A 17888-nucleotide genomic window follows, 5' to 3' on the forward strand; every position below is an offset into this window, starting at 1 on the left:
AAAGTTCGGCGCCAATACATGACGGAAGAACCGGGCATGGATGCCTTCCCATCGAATGCGGCTTGTTGCGTGCGACCGTGGCCCGCGCGCTTTCCGGCAAGGGCTATGTCGAGGAAGAGCGTCGCCGGCTGATCCAGCAGACAGTGGACCGGCTCGGTTATCGAACGTCGACGATCGCACGGGCGCTGCGCACGCAGCGAACGTCCTCTATCGGCGTCCTGATCGCCGACATCACCAACCCGATCTTCCCGCAGATCGTCAAAGGCATCGATGAGGTCGTCGCGGCCGATAACCACACCATGTTCCTTTGCAACACCGACGAGGACTCCCAGAAGCAGCAAGCGATCGTGCGCTCGCTGTTAGATCGCAACGTCGACGGCTTTGTTCTGGTCTCGCAGACGCTGACGGACGATTTCCTCAAGTTGCTTGAGCATGGACCGCCATGCGTGTTCATCAACCGGAGGCCACAGGCGCCCGTCATGGATTATGTCGGGCCGGACAACGCCCAGAGCATCCGGTTACTGCTCGATCATCTTTGCGAGTTGGGTCACGAACGCATTGCCTATGTTGCGGGCCCCGCGCTCTCCTCTACCGCACAGGAGCGCCTAACCAACTTTCGCAGCGGAATGGCCGCCCGCGGTCTCGCCGTCGATGAATCAATGGTTTTGCGCGGCAATTACAGTTTCGAATCAGGCCGCGTCGCCGCCGAAACGCTTTCGGCGCTCGAAAGCCTACCGACCGCCGTCATTGCCGCAAACGACTTTGTTGCCATGGGCATCATCGACTATTTTCAGCAGCATGGCCTGAAGGTTCCCGAAGATCTGTCCGTGACTGGGTTCGATGACGCTTTCGAGATGCAGGCGGATGGCCATTATCCGCTCCGGTTCGAGGGCATTACCACGGTCGATCAACCCAAACGGGATCTCGGACGAGCGGCGGGGCGCATCATGCTTCAGCGCATTTCATATCCCGGCGGCGCTCCCAATTCCATAATACTACCGACTCGACTGCGGATTCGAAATACGACGGCACCAGCCCAAACGAAGAACAGGCAAGCGTAGAGTAACGAGTTCCTCGCAATCTTCGCGAATGGCTGCGTCATATGTATTTGGGACGATTGGGAGCGGAAACTGACGACGCAGCCATTTCGCAGCCAGGCAGTTAGCGGGGATATGAAGTGAGGTGCAAAAAAGTTGATTAAGTTTTTGAGGTGATTGCCATAACTGCCTTGAACGCACCATGCAGACAGGCCGCGAAATTGACCTGTCTGCCGGATATGGAAGCACCCGAACAATCGATCCGAATGTGCTTTTCTCGAGACAAGGCATTCTCGCGTTCATAGTCGCACCTTTCTCATACCATCGACCGCGAGATCTCGTTTCCAACTGTACTTGTGGTGCCGATTGATAAGACGCTGACATTGACAATGACGATGTCGATACCGCCGGAAAGCGGTTCGGCTTTCAGTACAGATGCCGATGGTTCAGCGCCATGGCGGCATAGAAGGACGCCACCCAAGGTAGAAATACCATACTTGGTCGGCTGCGACCGTCTTTGTCTCGTCAGTCTCGTCAGCATTGCGCTTGCAGATCATCACGTGAGTGCCGGCCACAAACCGTCCCGCGATGCAACGACAGGCTTGGGGTCTGCCCGATCCCGCACTGCATTATGTCCGCTGGATACTCCCAGAAAAAAATCAATGGCGCCGCTTGACAAGCCGATAACAAGAAGTCAGCTTAATTAACAGGCGACGAGCGATGCTGCTTAAAAAATCGCCACATATGGATATTTGTTACGTTTTTCTGGCAACGTCGCCGTCGGCAGCATAGCGCTGTCCGTACAACCAAATTGGCTGCCGGAACATGGTCAGAGAATATCCAATCGGTTTGTTGTTTTCGGTAACCGGGTCGTACGGCACCGTTGGCGCATCGATGTTGCACGGTGCGCGCCTCGCCTGCGGACAGATCAACGCCGACCCGGAATTCGGCGTCCGACTTTCCCCAATCGAACATAATCCCGGCAGCGACCTCAACGCCTACGCGCCCGCCGTGGAGACCATGATTTCGAGCGGCGTTAGGAACGTCATCGGCTGCTACACCTCATCAAGCCGCAAGGAAGTGATACCGGTTTTTGAAAAGCGGGATGCGCTTCTTTGGTACCCCACGCATTACGAGGGCTTCGAAAGCTCCTCGAACGTGATTTACACGGGTGCAGCCCCCAATCACCACATGTTGCCGTTGGTGGATTATTTCACGCGTCACATAGGCCATCGCGTGTTCTGCATCGGCTCGAACTATATCTGGGCGTGGGAGAGCAACCGCATTCTACGCGAAGAATTGGCGCAACGGCATGGTACGGTGGTTGGGGAACGCTACCTTCCGGTCGGGGAAACGGATGTCGATTGCATAGTCGAAGCCATCTTCGCGGCCGAGCCGGACATCATTTTCAACTCTCTCATCGGCGAATCCGCTTACGCGTTCTTTCGCGCATTCCGCGCTGCCTGCCGCTCTCGCGGCATCGATCAGGCGCAACGCTACCCCATCGCCAGCTGCAACCTTTCCGAACCCGAGCTCGACAGCATAGGGCCGGACGCAGTCGACGGACACCTGAGCTCCAGCGTGTACTTCGCGTCGATAGACACCATCGCCAACCGCGAATTCGTCAGCCGTTACAACACCGCATTTCCCGGTAACCATGGCCCTTCGGCCGAAGCCGAAGCAGCCTATGTGGCGACCATTCTGTTGGCACAATCGCTTCGCGCAGCCGGCACGGACACGATGAACGACGTCAAGACCTGTGCGGCAAACCAACGACTGCGGGCGCCTCAGGGTGAGGTCGTGATCGATCCCGAGACGTTTCATACCTACCTGACGCCCCGGATCGGCCGCTCCCGCGCCGATCGCCATTTCGACATCGTCTATGATGCAGGAAAACCGGTTGCGCCCGATCCCTATCTGATCAATTCCACCTCCATTCTCGAAGCGTCGCCGCTTCGCCCATCCTTTAGGATCGTGTCATGAGGTCCAACCGCTATGTTCAGAATTTCCGCCAACGGCGAGCGCTGATCCTGAGCCGGGATTGGCGTGCGATCGAGACGATCTCGGCGATGGCCGCACGGCTCGGAATGTCCATAGAGTCGGTCGTGCCCGATGATGGCGGCTTGCCTCCTATTCTGGACGTAGCCGACGCCCAATGCGATGTGCTATTTCTTGATGGCGATCTCAACTTTCTTCCCGAAACGGGTCAGGGCGGCGCTGGCGGTGGCAGCGGACCGCCGCACATCCCCGTTATCGGTCTTGTCGGGATCGAAGCACCCAGCCGGCTTCGCGCGCTAATGCAGTTCGGCGCGACGGCTTTTTTGTCGAAGCCGGTGCATAGCGGCTCGATTTTTTCCGCCCTCTACCTGGCCATCAACACATTCGACAACATGTCAGGCCTGCGCCTGTCGATTCAAGAACTCGAACATCGCCGTCGGTATCGTCGGCATGTCATCAAGGCAGTAACCTTGGTGATGAAGTCTCATTCCCTCGACGATGAGGGAGCGTTCGCTCTACTCCGCAAGGAGGCCATGCGCGCACGCCTCAGCCTGGAAGCCTATTGTGAAGGTGTCGTCCAACGAAGCACGGCACGCAGTCTCGACGAAAAGGGGCGACGACAAGGAACCTGACGAGAAGCAGGCCGTCGCCGCTTAGTTAAAAACAACCTCCATGGAGAACAAGATGAAGAAGACGCTTAACGGCGCCATGACGGCGCTCGGCCTGATTTTGCTTTGCTCCGCCGCCAATGCGCAGGACCCTATCAAGCTCGGCGTGCTCGAGGACCAGTCCGGCGACTTTGCTGCCGCGACGATCGGAAAGGTTCACGGCATCCAGCTTGCGACGGAGGAAATCAATGCGGCCGGCGGCATTGCCGGCCGGCCGCTGGAACTGGTGATCTACGATACCCAGTCCGACAACACCAGATATCAGGAGTTCATGCGCCGCGTGCTGCAGCGCGACAAGGTGGACGCGGTCTTTGCAGGTTTTTCGTCCGCCTCGCGCGAAGCCTACCGGCCGATCGTCAACCAGTTCGATGGGTTGGCGTTCTACAACAACCAGTATGAAGGTGGTGTCTGCGACGCCAACATGATTGTCACCGGCGCCGTTCCCGAGCAGCAGTTCTCGACGCTGCTGCCCTACATGATGGAGACCTACGGCAAGAAGGTATACACGATTGCGGCAGACTACAATTTCGGCCAGATTTCGGCCGAGTGGGTCCGCAATCTCGTCAAGGACGGTGGCGGCGAGATGGTCGGCGAAGAGTTCATCCCGCTCGGCGTGTCGCAGTTCTCACAGACGATCCAGAACATCCAGGCCGCCAAGCCCGACTTCGTCGTCACCCTCCTCGTGGGCACCGCACAGGCGTCCTATTATGAGCAGGCTGCTGCAGCAAACGTGAACCTCCCGATGGCGTCTTCCGTCAATGTCGGCCAGGGCTACGAGCACAAACGCTTCAAGCCGCCGAGCCTCGCCAACATGTATGCGACGGTCAACTGGGTCGAGGAAGTGGACAATCCCCAGTCCAAGGCCTTTGTCGAACGGTGGCACAAGAAGTTCCCTGACGAGCCTTACATCAATCAGGAAGCGGAAAACTCGTACCTGGCTGTCTATCTCTACAAACAGATGGTCGAGCGCGCCAATGGTTCGACTGACAAGGAAGAACTGCGCAAGGTGATCGCCCAGGGCGACGTCTGCTACGACGCGCCGGAAGGCAAGGTATGCCTCGATCCGAAGAGCCAGCACATGTCGCACTCGATCTACCTGGCCAAGGTCAACGAAGATCACTCGATCAGCTTCCCGAAGGTTTGGAACGACATCAAGCCCTACTGGCTGGGTGAAGTGGGTTGCGACCTGACGAAGAAAGATCCGAGTGAGCAGTATACGCCGTCGAACCTGCCCAAAGCCGCCGACTAGCACATCGTGTGGCCGGGGACCGTCCCGGCCACGTCCCTCCCCGAGCGTGCCGCCTGTTGCCCACGTGCAAGGAAATCGTCGCAATGACCGTTCTCTTTTCGATCTTCAGCTTTCTCTATCAGACCGGTGATGCCTTCGCCTTTCTCGTGCTCTCGGCCTGCGGGCTGGCGATCATCTTCGGCATGATGGGCGTAATCAATCTCGCCCATGGCGAGTTCATCATGTGCGGCGCCTATGTCTGTGCGGCGGCTGCTCGCGCCGGACTGCCGCTGCCGATCGCCATCCTCGCGGGAGCCCTTGCCGCCGGGTTCGCTGGTATGGTGATCGAGCGCATTATCATTCGCCCTCTCTACGACAGGCCGCTCGACACCATTGTCGCGACATGGGGCGTGTCGATGGTCGTGACGCAGGGGACGTTGATCCTGCTCGGCTCGACCATGCCTGGCACGGGAACACCCTTCGGCAGTTTCACTGTCGGCCCCTATTCCTACTCGGTCTATCGCGTCGTGTTGATGGTCGCGGCGCTGGGAACGCTGGGCCTGCTCTGGGTGGGCTTCACCAAAACACGGTTCGGCGTGCTGGCCCGTGCAACCATTCAGGTGCCGCATATTGCGCAAGCGCTCGGCGTCAACACCGGTCTCGTCTACAGTCTCACATTCGGCCTGGGCGCGGCGCTCGCCGGGCTCGCGGGCGGACTTTATGCCCCTACCATGACGCTTGTACCCACGATGGGCTCCGCATTTGTCGTCGAAGCCTTCGTCACCGTCGTCGTCGGCGGTGCGGACATCTTCCTCGGGACGGCACCAGCCGCCCTCGTCCTCGGCGCGGTAAAGGCCAGTCTGACATCCTGGCAGGGACAGCTTGCCGGACAGATCGGCCTTCTGGTCGCCGTCATCATCGTTATTCGCATCCTGCCGCGCGGTATTTCCGGCTGGATACTTCGCGAGAGAACCTGATCCATGCAAGGAACAAACTCCCTGATGAAAACGCTCGGGCTTCTGCAGGGCCCCCAGACGCTCGGCAAAGGCAAGCCCTTCTGGTCCGCCTTCACGCTGGTCGTCGCGCTGGCATGCGCCTATCCACTGTTTGCCGACGGCTACGATGTCGGAAACAACGTCTACTTCTTCAACTGGGCGTTCATGGCGCTCGGCCTGAGCCTGATCTGGGGATACGGCGGCACGTTGAGTTTCGGCCAGACGGCTTTCTTCGGTGTCGCCGGCTACACATATGGCGTCATCTCGATCAATTTCGGCGATGCCTATGGGCTGACCATCTTCGCCTTGGTCGCGTCGGTGGCGGCAGCGGCGTTGCTGGCCGCGGCACTCGGATACTTCCTTTTCTTCGGCCGTATCAGCGGTGTCTTCCTCGGCATCGTCACGCTTTCGGTCACACTGGTCCTCGAACGCTTCATGGCACAGACCGCAGGCCCGGAATGGCGGGTCGGTGCCGCAAGATTGAACGGCTACAATGGCATGGGCGGCATGCCTTCCCTGACGATCCCATGGTTCGGCAGCGACATCGTGCTCTTCCCCGATGTTCAGCTCTACTACTTCACCCTGGCTCTGCTGATCGCCTGCTACCTCGGTTTGCGAATTCTCGTGAACTCCCGCTTCGGCAACGTGCTCGTCGCTATCCGCGAGAACCCGCAGCGCGCCGAGATGCTGGGTTACGACATTCGGGTCTATCAATTGGTCACCTTCATTATCGGCTCGGCGTTGGCAGGACTTTCCGGCGTTCTCTACACATCCTGGGGCAATTACATCACGCCGGCCTCGATGGGGATGACGGCGGCGGCGTTGCCAATCGTCTGGGTTGCCGTCGGTGGACGCAGCGACCTGACGACCACGCTGATCGGCGCGATGCTCGTGCTGGCCGGCTTTCAGGCCCTGACTATCCACGGCAGCCAGTACGCGCTCGTCGTGATGGGCGCTCTCCTGGTGCTAACCGTTCTGATCGCCCCCCGCGGCCTCGTTTTCGGTCTGGGAACGCTTGTCGCCGGGCTGGTGAACCGCAAACCGAAACGTCAGGGAGAATGACCATGGCCATTCTCGAAACACGCGCCCTCAACAAGTGGTTCGGCGGCCTGCATGTGACCGGCGGCGTGGACTTCGCCCTGCAGCGCGGAGAAATCCATTGCTTGATCGGACCAAACGGAGCCGGAAAGAGCACCCTGTTTCGCCTGATCCTCGGAGAGCACCTGCCGACAAGCGGCCAGATTCTCTACGAAGGTAACGACATCACAAAGGCGAAGTCGTTCGAGCGTATTCGTCGCGGCATCAGCGTCAAATTCCAGGTTCCCGGCATCTTCAAAGCGCTCAGCGTGCGTCAGAACTTGCAGATCGCCCTGCAGCATCATTGCCCGCCCGCAGAACTCGATGGGGAGATCGATCGGCTGCTTGAATTCCTCAAGCTGACGGAAGCGCGGCATCAACTGGCCGGCAATCTCAGCCACGGACAAAAACAATGGCTGGAGATCGGTATGGCGGTAGGCCTGAAGCCGCGTCTCCTGCTGCTCGACGAGCCCACGGCCGGAATGACACCGGACGAGACCGCAGCGACCGGCGAAATGGTCCAGGCATTGAACCGAGACGGCGTCACGGTGCTGGCCGTCGAACACGACATGGCCTTCGTTCGCCAGATTGCCCACAAGGTCACCGTCCTCCATTTTGGAAAGATCTTCGCCCAAGGCACGATCAACGAGATCGTCGCAGACGAACGAGTGGCCGCCATCTATCTCGGAGACGCCACCCATGCGTAGCGAAATTCTTCTGAATACTGTCGGCCTATGGTCTGGGTATGGCGGCAAGCCTGTCCTGCAGGGCATCGACATCGACGTTCGCGAAGGCGAGATCGTGGCCGTCATCGGTCGCAACGGCGTCGGCAAGTCGACGCTCATGAAGAGCCTGATCGGTCTTCTTCCGCGCGACAAAGGCTCGATTGTCTTTCGCGGCACGGCCGTCGACAACGTGCCTGCCTACAAGCGTGCCAGGCTCGGCATCGGCTACGTCCCGCAGGGACGAGACGTCTTCCCGCGCCTGAGCGTCATCGAAAACCTTATGGTGGGCGAATCCATCTCCAGCAAACGCGCGACGGCCGAAGAGATCGAGAAAGTCTTCAGCTATTTTCCCATTCTGAAGGAGCGGCGCAACCAGCCGGCGGGCACGATGTCCGGTGGCCAGCAGCAACAGCTCGCCATCGGTCGGGTGCTGATGGGCAAACCGTCGCTGATCCTGCTGGACGAGCCGTCCGAGGGCATTCAACCCAACATCGTCCAGGACATCGCCCGCATCATGGTCGAACTGAACAGGACGACCGGCGTCACTATCGTCTTCGTCGAGCAGAACATCGACATGATCCGCGCTATGGCGCAGCGCTGCTATGTCATCGACAAAGGCCGCATCACCGACAAGATCATGCCAGAAACACTGGAGGATCGCGATGCCGTGCGACGCTATCTCGCCGTTTGAAATCGTAAAACAGCAAAGGAAGGAGCACTCATGAGTTGGCTTGACGAAACAATCATGGCCCGTAAAGGCGTTGCAAGAGGGAAGGCCGGCGAGACCTACAGCATTACCGAGGAAAGCCAGGGCAAGTATCACTATGTTTACGGCGCTTTCGTCGATCCGGTGCTGACAGTCGATCCCGGTGCCGTCGTCTCCGCCGAAACGCACGACGCCTTCGAGGGGGCCATCAAGCACGAAACAGATAGTCCAACGAAGCTCCTCAACTTTCCCTATCTCAACCCGCAGAACGGCCCGATCTACGTGAACGGCGCAGAGAAGGGCGATTGCCTTGCGATCTATATCAAGAGCATCGTTCCGCGCGGACCACAGCCGCGCGGAACGACGGTCATCATGCCAGAGTTCGGCGGACTTGTCCCGACGGCCGATACGGCATTGCTGACGGCACCGCTGCCGGAGCGCGTCCGCAAGCTGGATGTCGATGCCGAAACGGGCGTGAGATGGAACGACAAAATCACTCTGCCTTACGAGCCATTCATCGGTACGATCGGCACCGCACCGGAAATCGAAGCGATTTCCTCGCTCGTTCCGGACTACTACGGCGGAAACATGGACTTGCCCGACATCTGCCCGGAGACCGTCATCTACCTGCCGGTCAACACGAAGGGCGCCTATCTCTATCTCGGTGACTGCCATGCGGCACAGGGCGACGGCGAGCTTTGTGGCGTTGCCGTCGAGCATCCCACGGTCACGACCATACAGATCGACCTCATCAAGAACTGGACGATCAAAACGCCGAGGCTGGAGAACGACCGATTCTACATGACGATCGGCTCATCGCGCCCCATGGAGGACGCGGCGCGGGGCGCCTACCGTGAACTCATCCGCTGGATGGTCTCCGACTTCGGCTTCGAGGAGATCGACGCCTACATGCTCCTGACCCAGTGCGGCCGCGTTCGCCTCGGCAACATGGTCGATCCCAAATACACCGTCGGCGCATCGGTTCTGAAATCGATCGTCGGCGTAGCCAACTGATACCCCGTTGCAGAGGTCGCCCCATCGGGCGGCCTCTTCCTTTTCTTTCCGATGGCGCCTCGGACGACAGCCCCACGCTGTGGGTGGGCTCAAACTCATGCTTGCACTCAGTCTATCGGAAGGTGAACACGTTCGGTCCACAACCAGCAGCAGGCCCTACAGAACGGTCGTTTCACTGCAGGTTTAGAAGAGGAAGGCCTGGAGAGTTGCAACTGTGTCCAGCGCTCAAAAGCAACCACAAACTACATAGTCTTCTCGGAGTTTGAATATTCAGCCAGATGATGTCGACCATCAGTGAAAGGCCGAAACCCTTGTGTCGTTTTAGAACCCGCCAAGGCATCATCGAGCCGGCCCTTTGGGTAATTCTTCGGGGGTCCTCTGTCGGGTCTCCATTTGCGTTTGGTCCCAATTGCCCGGAAACCTTTCACAGCGCTTTTCCCGCTGGTGCGCCGTCGTTGTAATCGAACAAGAAACGTCAATCGCGATCGGATCACCGAAGGTTGGATAGCCCGCGGTGAAGTAATCCACCGGCACCGCCCACAAACACTCCAAAGCACGCGAATATTTGGGTAACGGAGACATATGGGAAGCCATATTCTTGCCGGCCCAGATACGAAAGTGTTGACCAAACTCGGCCATGTCAACGGCGACGACTCACCAAAGAACTCGACGCCCGAGACCTCGACGAACCGCCCGAGACAGTCCGCGCAGGCTTTATGGATCAGGTACTGCGCGCCCTTCTCTTTTCCGTCGAGGCAGCACGACTTGATTGAACCCCAAGACATCCAACACACGGTGGAGGGGGTAAAAATAACCACGAATATTTTTCCCTTCACCCCTCGCCGGGATTGATTGAGTGCGGCTGGGTTATAGGTATTGTACGCGCGCGTTAAGGGAGGTCTACATGTCTGACGGGTCAGTGTTCCAGCCCGGACTAAACTGCTGGAGTATTGGGCGTGCAGACGATTTTTCGATCATCGTGGATGCGGACGACTATTTCAGCGCCATCCGCAATGCCATGCGAACCGCCCGGCATTCCATATTCCTGGTGGGATGGGACTTTGACGCGGGCACAACGCTTGGACGTCCCGATGTCGATGACGGCGCGCCTCGCAAGGTTGGCGACTTCATTCTCTGGCTGGCGCGCCAAAATCCTGATCTCGAGATCAGGATTCTCCTTTGGAGCCCGGCACTCCTCGCAAGCTGGATGCGGCCGTCCAACCTGCCGTATCTCCTGAGATGGAAATGGCATCCGCGTATCTCCGTGAAGCTTGACGGAAAGCATCCAGTCGGGAGTTCGCACCACCAGAAAATGCTGGTGATCGATGACGAGGTGGCATTCTGCGGCGGGATCGACGTCACACTCGACCGCTGGGATACGCGCGAGCATCTTGACGACAATCCGCTCCGGCACCGGCCGAACGGCGCGCCCTACGGTCCATGGCATGATGCTTCCAGTATGTTCACTGGTGAGGCTGCCCGTACTTTGGCAGAACTTTGTCGTATGCGATGGCTGCGCGCCGGCGGCAACGAGGTGCCTCGGGCCCCTTTACAAGGCCCAGCCATGGACCGGCCAAGTCCGGGTTTCTCTTTTGGTTCGGTAAACCTGGCCGTTGCCCGCACCGAACCGTCGCACCTTCAAGAGAGCCGGGTCGTCGAAATCGAAAAACTATACCTCGATATGATCGCGTCCGCACGCACACTGATCTACGCGGAAAGCCAATATTTTGCGTCGAGAGCGGTGGCTCAAGCGATTGCCCAGCGGTTGGCTGAGCCCGATGGGCCGGAGGTCGTGCTCATCAATCCCGTCGCCTCCGACAATTGGCTGGGCGCGCTTGCGATGGACACAGCCAGAGCACGATTACGGGAGTCGCTGAGGCGGCATGACCCAAGTGATCGCTTCCGGATGTATCACCCGGTTACCGTCAACAAGCAGCCGATTTATGTTCATTCAAAGCTGATGATCGTGGACAACGAGATTGTCCGCGTAGGCTCATCAAACATGAACAACCGTTCCATGCGCTTTGATCGCGAATGCGATGTCGCGTTCGAAGCAGGAGGCTCTGAAGAGATGCGTGGAAGGATTGCCGCGTTCAGAGCCGACTTGCTGGCCGAACATCTGGGCGTGTCCGCTCGCACAGTGGCGCATGAAATGGCGCAATCCGGATCTCTGATTGCGGCAATTGAAAGTCTCCGCAAATCGCAACAAGGGCGCACTTTGATCCCCTACACTACGCCGGAAGTGTCCGATCTTGAAAAGTGGCTCGCCGACAACGAAATTCTCGATCCGGAAGGCCCCGAGGAACTGCTCGAGACGATAACGCGCCGCGGTTTATTCCGAGGGCGATTACACCTCCCACTTCGGTGGCGCAGTCGCGAAGGCTAGGCATTGCTCGCGTTCATGAGCATCGAGATTGCGCTTATTTCACCGAATAGGCGCACCACTCGAAAAGGCTCCAAATGCAGGAACGTATTTGGTCGGTCCGAGCTGTTCTGTTCATCGAGGGCGATTTGTCGACGGGTTACGATCGGGGCCAGTCATCCTCCCGGTTGCTCGCAACAAACGCGTCGGCGAAATGCGCGGCGAAGCTCTCGGCGACGAGCGAACGCTTGCGGTCCGAGCTGAGATAGATGCCGACAACCACGTCGGCAAGCCGCGGAAGGCCGGGCACGTCGAGTGTTGCAAGTTTGGCAGGCACGATGCGACGGGCCAGCACCGTGTTGCCGTACCCCGATCCGATCGCGGCCTCCAGACCGGAGAGGCTGGGGCTCGTGTAGACAAGCTCATACCCGCGGCCGTCGCGTTGCAGGGCAGTCAGCATGGCGCGCCGGTAGAGACAGCCCTCGGGAAAACAGACGACGCGCAAGTTGGAATTGGCGTCGGTAACAACGGACGTCTTTTTCTCGCCAATCCAAACGAGCGGTTCCTTCCACGTCATGAAGGCACCTTCAGCAGGTCCATCAGGCGTCATCGCGACCACCATGTCGTATAGGCCATTGCGCAGGCCCTGCAGGAGAGCATGTGAAAGGTCGCAGACGACTTCGAAGCGGAAGTCATGACCGTGGCGCGCAAGTTGCGGCATCAGTTTCGGCAGAAAATGATCGGCGTAGTCATTGGGAATACCAAGGCGAATCTTGCCGTGATGGTCACGTCTGGAAAGACGCAACACCATCTCGTCGTTCAGTGTGAGCATCTGGCGCGCATAGCTTGCGACAAGTTCTCCCGCCTCGGTCGGCTGCGCACCGGCATCCTTCGCGAAGAGCGGCACGTCGAGCAGTTCCTGCAATTTCTTCATCTGCAAGCTAATCGCCGGCTGCGTGCGGCCAAGCTGCTCGGCAGCGCGTGTGTGGCTGCGCAGGTCGATAACCGCGAGGAAGGTGCGCAGGAGATCGGTTGGAATGTTTCTCATGACGACGGCACCCACTTAAAACCAGAAACGGGCCGCACGGGGCGGCCCGTTTCATGTTGCCCGCGAACGGGTCAGGCAAGCAGGATATTGTGCTCGGGACCGAAGGGGAAGCCTGTGATGTTTTCGCTGCCACTTTCCGTCATCACGAGAATATCGTGCTCGCGGTAGCCACCGGCGCCCGGCATTCCGTCCGGAATAGACACCATGGGTTCCATGGACACGACCATGCCGGGCTGAAGAACCGTATTGACGTCCTCGCGCAATTCGACACCCGCCTCGCGGCCATAATAGTGCGACATCACGCCGAAGGAGTGGCCATAACCAAAGGAGCGATAACCGAGCAGGCCATGGCTGCGGTAAATGTCGTTCAGTTCCGTCGCGATGTCGCCGCAGCGCGCGCCAGGTTTCAACAGCTCGAGACCGCGGCGATGGACGGCGCAGTTGATTTCCCATATCCGCAGATGCTCGTCGCTAGCATGGTCAAGAAAAAGCGTACGCTCCAACGCGGTGTAGTAACCCGCGATCATCGGGAAGCAGTTGAGCGACAGGATGTCGCCCTTCTCCACCCGGCGCGATGTTACCGCGTTGTGCGCGCCGTCGGTGTTGGGGCCGGATTGGAACCACACCCAGGTGTCCTTCAGTTCAGATGAGGGAAAACGCGCTGCGATATGGCGGACCATGGCGTGGGTGCCGGCCAGGGCCACCTCATACTCCGGAACGCCTGCGCCAATGGCTGATACCACCGCGCCGCCACCGAGATCGGCCGTCGCTGTCCCCTCCCTGATGAGGGCGATCTCCTCAGCGGACTTGATCGTCCTTAGCCACATGGCTGGTGATGCGATGTCGACGAACTCCACCTCGGGGAACGCCTCCTCAAGCAGGCGACGGAACTCCAGGGTAACCTGGTCGAACTCGATGCCAAGGCGCTTGGCGCCCGGCAGCAGCGTTTGCAGCGCATGGAAGAAATTGTCACGCTGCCAGTCGGTGTAGGTCAGGTTGTCACCGAATGTACGGCGATAGGGTTGGCCGGCATCGATACCCGCTGTTACCGACGTCGCCTTTTGCGGTGTAATGACGAAGGCGTAATGACGACCGAAAGCGCAATACAGGAAGTCAGAGAAATAGCAGATGTTGTGATACGAGGTCAGGACCGCAGCGTCGAGCTTCAACTCCTCCAGGATTCCGCGCATCGCATTCTGCCGTCGCTCCATCTCGCCGGCAGAAAATGTTGGCTGAGCCTTCTCCCCGTTGTGCATCTTTTGCAGCCGCAGAAGTTGGTTCGGCATGCCTCCCGCAATCATATTCATTCCCAAACTCCTTCATATGCGACCAACCAGGCCGATCGACAAAGCCAAGAGTAGGAGCCGCCGCCGCCGGAAGAAAATGAGAAGTTTCAATGGAAGCATAAGGGATTCGATAGCGATCGTAGAACCACGGACGAATCCGCATCCGAGGCCCACCCGGAACAACTGCCACGAAGCGACGAGCGTTCTGTCAGAGCGATCAAGGCCCGGTCGCCTGCCAATCGAGGGTGAAGTCAACCCGACGCCACCTCGTGGGCCCGTTCAGCGCTCGAACCTGTCCAGCATCTTCCTCAGCTGCGTATTCTGCAGGCGAAGCTTGTTCGCCAATTGCTCCCGAAGAGACCTGATCTCGGCCTCAAGGTCGCTCATACCCTCGGAGATGGTTCGGGCAACAGGGGCGGCCTGCACGACAGCTGCGGGGGTCTCGACTGCTTTGGGACGCCCTGATCGCCTGCGCGAGACGGCCTTGGCGGTCTTCTTGATCTTTGGAGCAGCATCGTCCAGCGAAGCTGTGTTGCCTGTCGGGACGTCGGCATCATTCTTCGCCAACGTCCCGTCAATGGCATTGTCGCCGCCGGTCTCGTCGAACGGCCCGTGCGCGGCGGAAGGACCGTCAAGTTCATCGACCGCCCCTGGCTTATCCGTAGAGCCAACGACCGGCGAAACGGCCGGGCTTGCGCCCTCGTCCGTGGCCTCGTCCTGCGCTGGCTGGCGTCGCGGCGACACGAGACGGGCAAACAACTTCCATGGAGACGCCATTTGTTCGACCCCGCATTTATCCGTTCGCAGACTGCGCGTTCATCGTTGGTCGCAGCCAGGCGCCATCAGAACACTCGTCACGAAACGCATGACCATGCGGCCAACAATTGGCCACCTGCCTCGATCAGGCGAGCTTCAGCCGCTTGCGCAGATCGGCGTTTTCAGCGCGCAGCTTTTCGGCAAGCAGCTTGCGCAGCTTCTGGTTTTCTTCTTCCAGCTGCAGCAGATCCGCGATGTCGTCAATCGCCGGGGATACGACAGATGCCGCCTGTACCGGCTTGGGAGCACGCTTCACGGGCTTGCGCTTTGCAGGGCTTGCAGCTTCGACCGCTTTTGCTTTGCGACCCCGCTTCTGCTTTCCAACGGCTTCCGTTGAAACGGCAGCCGTTTGCGCCGCAGTGCCAACAGAAGCGGGTTCTGCGGCCACTTTCTTAGCCCGGGGCTGGCGTTGCTTCTTCGGCAAGGTGGGCGTTTCAACAACGGCCGGGGCATCACCAGTGGTCATCGTTTCGCTTTCATCGGCCATGATCGTCTCCTCGTCAGCGGCTTCAGTTGTGTGCTGCCGAACCGGTTGTGTCAAGAACGGTCCAACCGTCTCGGTGTCTGTCGCAAGCACATTGCCAGCGGATTGGCCATCCGGTTGATCGGCGGGCGGGTATGGTGCCGCCTCGTCCTCGACATCGCGGGCAACAGACTTGAGATCGATGCCGCCCCAGATGGAGTTGGACTTGGGGTCCGGCTTTCGTCGACCCTTATATTCGACGGCAAAACTGCGTTGCGTTTTTTTCAAAGTTCGAAGCCCTGCATATCCAAGGAAATGTCCGGCGGCGCATCAGACCAGCCGCAGGCCTACTGCATAATCATTGGATGCCTATCAGTCCAGCCTACTGCACATCTCGATCTGTTGGTGCTCCATCGAGTTCCCATTGCCGACCCTCTCCCGCCGCGTGGTTGGCGCAATCGCTGGGAACGTTGGCCCATTTTGATCGTTAAGCGCCGGAGTGCAGGATGGAGGATTTGGTGGCTAGGTTTTATTTTAAGATCCAAGACCAGGAAGGCGTGCTGCTGCCGGACAGAGCCTTCGAGTTTGAAACTGTCGCCGACGCAACAGAGCAGGCAAAAACCCTGTTGGCGGAAATGGCTCTTGATGGATTGCCAAAAGAGCCGGTCGACAGCATTTCGGTCGAATTGCAGGACGGGGAATTCCGGCCTCTGCTGACATTGCGCCTCTTGATGGAGACTCTTCCACACGGCCAGTCAACCCTACTATCCCACTCACCTTAGTGGTGCTGAAGGCTTTCTGCGTGGAAATTCTCATAGCTGTATCAGCTTCGAGATGGCGCAAAATCTGCGTTGGGCAAAACCATCATAACAGGGCCGGCAGATCCTAAGACGCTCTTGGTTCGGCGCCCTTTTGCCTTATGACATCGCTCACCTTCACCCTTGAGGACGCTGTCCCTCAGCACGACGCACGCCTTTCTCACTTTGTAGGGCGAGTCCGTGCCGTCAGCTTGTTTCCGTCGGGGTCACGAAGATATGCAACGAATGCGCCGTTCGGTCGCTGCGCAGGCGGGCTCTCAATAGCGGCGCCACCATGCGCAGTACCGGCGGCGTGCCACGCCAGGACGTGATCTTGGCTCTCCGCAGCTATACCGATCGTTCCGCCGTTGGCCGCGGTTGCCGGCTTGCCATCGATCGGCTTGGTGATCATCAGCCGACCTCCGTCGTGTGAATAGATCAGCCGGCCCCTGGCATCCATCTCGCCGGGCTTACCGCCCAACGCAATGAAAGTGGCGTCGTAAAAGCGCCTCGCGCGCTCCAGGTCGTTGCTTCCAATCATGACGTGAGTGAACATGCTTGCTCTCCAGTTGGTGGCGCCCGTAACGGAACGCCAAGCAGAGTATAGCGGCACACTTTGGCGGGGGAAGCAGCTACGAAAACGCAGTTACGTTATGCGGAATGTACGCCGCTTCAAGCTCGTCCAGTTCGTCCTGGTCCAGTTGGATGTTCAAGGCGTTGAGCGCGTCATCAAGATGGTGCAGCTTTGTGGCACCGAAGATTGGCGCGGCGATCGGCTTCTTTTGGAGAACCCACGCGAGTGCGACCTGTGCCATTGGCACGCCGCGCCTTTCGGCGACCAAACCAACCGCCTCGACGACCTTTTGATCGGCTGCGACAGTGTCCTTGAACAGGCTGTTGCCGTAGCTGTCCTGATTTGCACGGGCGCTGTCTCCGGTATTGCCGGGCGCACGCGAGAGGCGGCCACGTGCGAGCGGGCTCCACGGCAGAACGCCGATCTTCTGATCTTCGCAGAGCGGCAGCATTTCGCGCTCTTCCTCCCGATAAAGCAGGTTGAGCTGGTTCTGCATGGATACGAAAGGCGTCCATCCGTTCATCCGGGCCACATGGAGCGCCTTGCTGAACTGCCACGCAAACATAGACGATCCACCGATGTAGCGCGCCTTACCCGCCTTGACGACATCATGCAACGCCTCCATCGTCTCTTCGATCGGTGTCGTGTAGTCCCACCGATGGATCTGGTAGAGATCGATATAATCCGTACCGAGCCGCCGCAGACTGGCATCGACCTCCGCCATAATAGCCTTACGCGAAAGACCTCCTCCGTTGGGCTCTGGACGCATCGGCAGGCCCACCTTGGTCGCGATGACGACGTCCTCACGCTGCGCGAAATCCTTGAGCGCGCGGCCGATGATCTCCTCACTCGCGCCTAGGGAATAGGTGTTGGCGGTATCGAAGAAATTGATCCCGGCCTCCAGTGCCTTTTTGATGAACGGTCTGGATTCCTCTTCCGACAGCGACCACGTCTGTGGGCCGATGCCCGGTGTGCCATAGGCTAGGCAGCCGAGGCAGAGCCTGGAGACGGTAAGGCCGGTATTGCCAAGGCGCATATAGTCCATCTTAAAGTCCTCAATTCTGAAAATCTGGCCGTAGGTTGCCGGTCGTCCG

The 17888-nt window shown here is 59.0% G+C and carries 17 protein-coding genes; 11 read left to right on the forward strand and 6 right to left on the reverse strand.

Annotated elements, in window-relative coordinates; all coding sequences use genetic code 11:
* Positions 1 to 62: 62 nt before the first annotated feature.
* The 10 genes from MNR02_RS20325 to MNR02_RS20370 all read left to right on the forward strand — a co-directional run bounded on the left by MNR02_RS20325 (position 63) and on the right by MNR02_RS20370 (position 11834).
* The gene (locus tag MNR02_RS20325) at positions 63 to 1061 is read left to right on the forward strand and encodes a LacI family DNA-binding transcriptional regulator (RefSeq protein WP_241949109.1); all 999 of its coding nucleotides are present in this window, start codon (positions 63 to 65) and stop codon (positions 1059 to 1061) included.
* Positions 1062 to 1862: 801 nt separating this feature from the next.
* Positions 1863 to 3020, forward strand: a complete 1158-nt coding sequence (locus tag MNR02_RS20330; RefSeq protein ID WP_241949110.1) for a transporter substrate-binding domain-containing protein — start codon at positions 1863 to 1865, stop codon at positions 3018 to 3020.
* On the forward strand, positions 3017 to 3667 hold the full coding sequence (locus MNR02_RS20335) for an ANTAR domain-containing response regulator (protein WP_241602944.1): 651 nt from the start codon (positions 3017 to 3019) through the stop codon (positions 3665 to 3667). Before MNR02_RS20330 ends, MNR02_RS20335 begins: the two co-directional genes overlap by 4 nt.
* 76 nt (positions 3668 to 3743) lie before the next feature.
* Positions 3744 to 4952 (forward strand): urea ABC transporter substrate-binding protein, encoded by a 1209-nt coding sequence (locus MNR02_RS20340; RefSeq protein ID WP_241949569.1) that lies wholly within the window; start codon positions 3744 to 3746, stop codon positions 4950 to 4952.
* An 83-nt stretch (positions 4953 to 5035) separates the two neighbouring features.
* Complete coding sequence (locus MNR02_RS20345; RefSeq protein WP_241602947.1) at positions 5036 to 5908, forward strand: branched-chain amino acid ABC transporter permease; 873 nt, start codon at positions 5036 to 5038, stop codon at positions 5906 to 5908.
* Between the two features lie 24 nt (positions 5909 to 5932).
* On the forward strand, positions 5933 to 6988 hold the full coding sequence (locus MNR02_RS20350; protein ID WP_241949111.1) for a branched-chain amino acid ABC transporter permease: 1056 nt from the start codon (positions 5933 to 5935) through the stop codon (positions 6986 to 6988).
* Positions 6989 to 6990: 2 nt separating this feature from the next.
* Entirely contained in the window at positions 6991 to 7710 is a 720-nt protein-coding gene (locus tag MNR02_RS20355) for an ABC transporter ATP-binding protein (RefSeq protein WP_241949112.1), read from the forward strand.
* Positions 7703 to 8419 (forward strand): ABC transporter ATP-binding protein, encoded by a 717-nt coding sequence (locus MNR02_RS20360; protein ID WP_241602955.1) that lies wholly within the window; start codon positions 7703 to 7705, stop codon positions 8417 to 8419. The genes MNR02_RS20355 and MNR02_RS20360 overlap by 8 nt, the downstream gene beginning before the upstream one ends.
* A gap of 30 nt (positions 8420 to 8449) precedes the next feature.
* The gene (locus MNR02_RS20365; RefSeq protein ID WP_241602959.1) at positions 8450 to 9448 is read left to right on the forward strand and encodes an acetamidase/formamidase family protein; all 999 of its coding nucleotides are present in this window, start codon (positions 8450 to 8452) and stop codon (positions 9446 to 9448) included.
* Between the two features lie 904 nt (positions 9449 to 10352).
* Positions 10353 to 11834 carry a phospholipase D-like domain-containing protein gene (locus tag MNR02_RS20370; protein ID WP_241949113.1) on the forward strand — a complete coding sequence of 494 codons (1482 nt, stop codon included), beginning with the start codon at positions 10353 to 10355 and terminating at the stop codon, positions 11832 to 11834.
* 136 nt (positions 11835 to 11970) lie between these two features.
* Here MNR02_RS20370 and MNR02_RS20375 read toward each other — a convergent pair whose 3' ends face one another.
* From MNR02_RS20375 to MNR02_RS20390, 4 genes are all read right to left on the reverse strand, one after another.
* Positions 11971 to 12858: a LysR family transcriptional regulator gene (locus MNR02_RS20375; protein WP_241949114.1), complete on the reverse strand. Its 888-nt coding sequence runs from the start codon at positions 12856 to 12858 to the stop codon at positions 11971 to 11973.
* Between the two features lie 71 nt (positions 12859 to 12929).
* Positions 12930 to 14144, reverse strand: a complete 1215-nt coding sequence (locus MNR02_RS20380; RefSeq protein WP_241949570.1) for a M24 family metallopeptidase — start codon at positions 14142 to 14144, stop codon at positions 12930 to 12932.
* A 279-nt stretch (positions 14145 to 14423) separates the two neighbouring features.
* A complete protein-coding gene (locus MNR02_RS20385) occupies positions 14424 to 14921 on the reverse strand; it encodes a hypothetical protein (RefSeq protein WP_241949115.1) in 498 nt (165 codons plus the stop codon).
* Positions 14922 to 15045: 124 nt separating this feature from the next.
* Positions 15046 to 15711, reverse strand: coding sequence for a transcriptional regulator (locus tag MNR02_RS20390; protein ID WP_241949116.1), 666 nt, complete (start codon positions 15709 to 15711; stop codon positions 15046 to 15048).
* A gap of 218 nt (positions 15712 to 15929) precedes the next feature.
* Here MNR02_RS20390 and MNR02_RS20395 point away from each other — a divergent pair, with 218 nt between their 5' ends.
* A complete protein-coding gene (locus MNR02_RS20395; RefSeq protein ID WP_241602969.1) occupies positions 15930 to 16205 on the forward strand; it encodes a hypothetical protein in 276 nt (91 codons plus the stop codon).
* Between the two features lie 196 nt (positions 16206 to 16401).
* Here MNR02_RS20395 and MNR02_RS20400 read toward each other — a convergent pair whose 3' ends face one another.
* Positions 16402 to 16776, reverse strand: a complete 375-nt coding sequence (locus MNR02_RS20400) for a VOC family protein (protein WP_241602971.1) — start codon at positions 16774 to 16776, stop codon at positions 16402 to 16404.
* Positions 16777 to 16852: 76 nt separating this feature from the next.
* The gene (locus tag MNR02_RS20405; RefSeq protein WP_241949117.1) at positions 16853 to 17839 is read right to left on the reverse strand and encodes an aldo/keto reductase; all 987 of its coding nucleotides are present in this window, start codon (positions 17837 to 17839) and stop codon (positions 16853 to 16855) included.
* Positions 17840 to 17888 lie beyond the last annotated feature (49 nt).

Source organism: Shinella sp. H4-D48 (assembly GCF_022637395.1).
GTDB classification, from domain to species: domain Bacteria; phylum Pseudomonadota; class Alphaproteobacteria; order Rhizobiales; family Rhizobiaceae; genus Shinella; species Shinella sedimenti.

What these genes read in the sequence shown, in the direction of transcription:
- MNR02_RS20330 (WP_241949110.1), top strand. Translation starts at nt 1,863, where the DNA reads ATGGTCAGAGAATATCCAATCGGTTTGTTGTTTTCGGTAACCGGGTCG.
- MNR02_RS20335 (WP_241602944.1), top strand. Translation starts at nt 3,017, where the DNA reads ATGAGGTCCAACCGCTATGTTCAGAATTTCCGCCAACGGCGAGCGCTG.
- MNR02_RS20340 (WP_241949569.1), top strand. Translation starts at nt 3,744, where the DNA reads ATGACGGCGCTCGGCCTGATTTTGCTTTGCTCCGCCGCCAATGCGCAG.
- MNR02_RS20345 (WP_241602947.1), top strand. Translation starts at nt 5,036, where the DNA reads ATGACCGTTCTCTTTTCGATCTTCAGCTTTCTCTATCAGACCGGTGAT.
- MNR02_RS20350 (WP_241949111.1), top strand. Translation starts at nt 5,933, where the DNA reads ATGAAAACGCTCGGGCTTCTGCAGGGCCCCCAGACGCTCGGCAAAGGC.
- MNR02_RS20355 (WP_241949112.1), top strand. Translation starts at nt 6,991, where the DNA reads ATGGCCATTCTCGAAACACGCGCCCTCAACAAGTGGTTCGGCGGCCTG.
- MNR02_RS20360 (WP_241602955.1), top strand. Translation starts at nt 7,703, where the DNA reads ATGCGTAGCGAAATTCTTCTGAATACTGTCGGCCTATGGTCTGGGTAT.
- MNR02_RS20365 (WP_241602959.1), top strand. Translation starts at nt 8,450, where the DNA reads ATGAGTTGGCTTGACGAAACAATCATGGCCCGTAAAGGCGTTGCAAGA.
- MNR02_RS20370 (WP_241949113.1), top strand. Translation starts at nt 10,353, where the DNA reads ATGTCTGACGGGTCAGTGTTCCAGCCCGGACTAAACTGCTGGAGTATT.
- MNR02_RS20375 (WP_241949114.1), bottom strand. Translation starts at nt 12,858, where the DNA reads ATGAGAAACATTCCAACCGATCTCCTGCGCACCTTCCTCGCGGTTATC.
- MNR02_RS20380 (WP_241949570.1), bottom strand. Translation starts at nt 14,144, where the DNA reads ATGCCGAACCAACTTCTGCGGCTGCAAAAGATGCACAACGGGGAGAAG.
- MNR02_RS20385 (WP_241949115.1), bottom strand. Translation starts at nt 14,921, where the DNA reads ATGGCGTCTCCATGGAAGTTGTTTGCCCGTCTCGTGTCGCCGCGACGC.
- MNR02_RS20395 (WP_241602969.1), top strand. Translation starts at nt 15,930, where the DNA reads ATGGAGGATTTGGTGGCTAGGTTTTATTTTAAGATCCAAGACCAGGAA.
- MNR02_RS20400 (WP_241602971.1), bottom strand. Translation starts at nt 16,776, where the DNA reads ATGTTCACTCACGTCATGATTGGAAGCAACGACCTGGAGCGCGCGAGG.
- MNR02_RS20405 (WP_241949117.1), bottom strand. Translation starts at nt 17,839, where the DNA reads ATGGACTATATGCGCCTTGGCAATACCGGCCTTACCGTCTCCAGGCTC.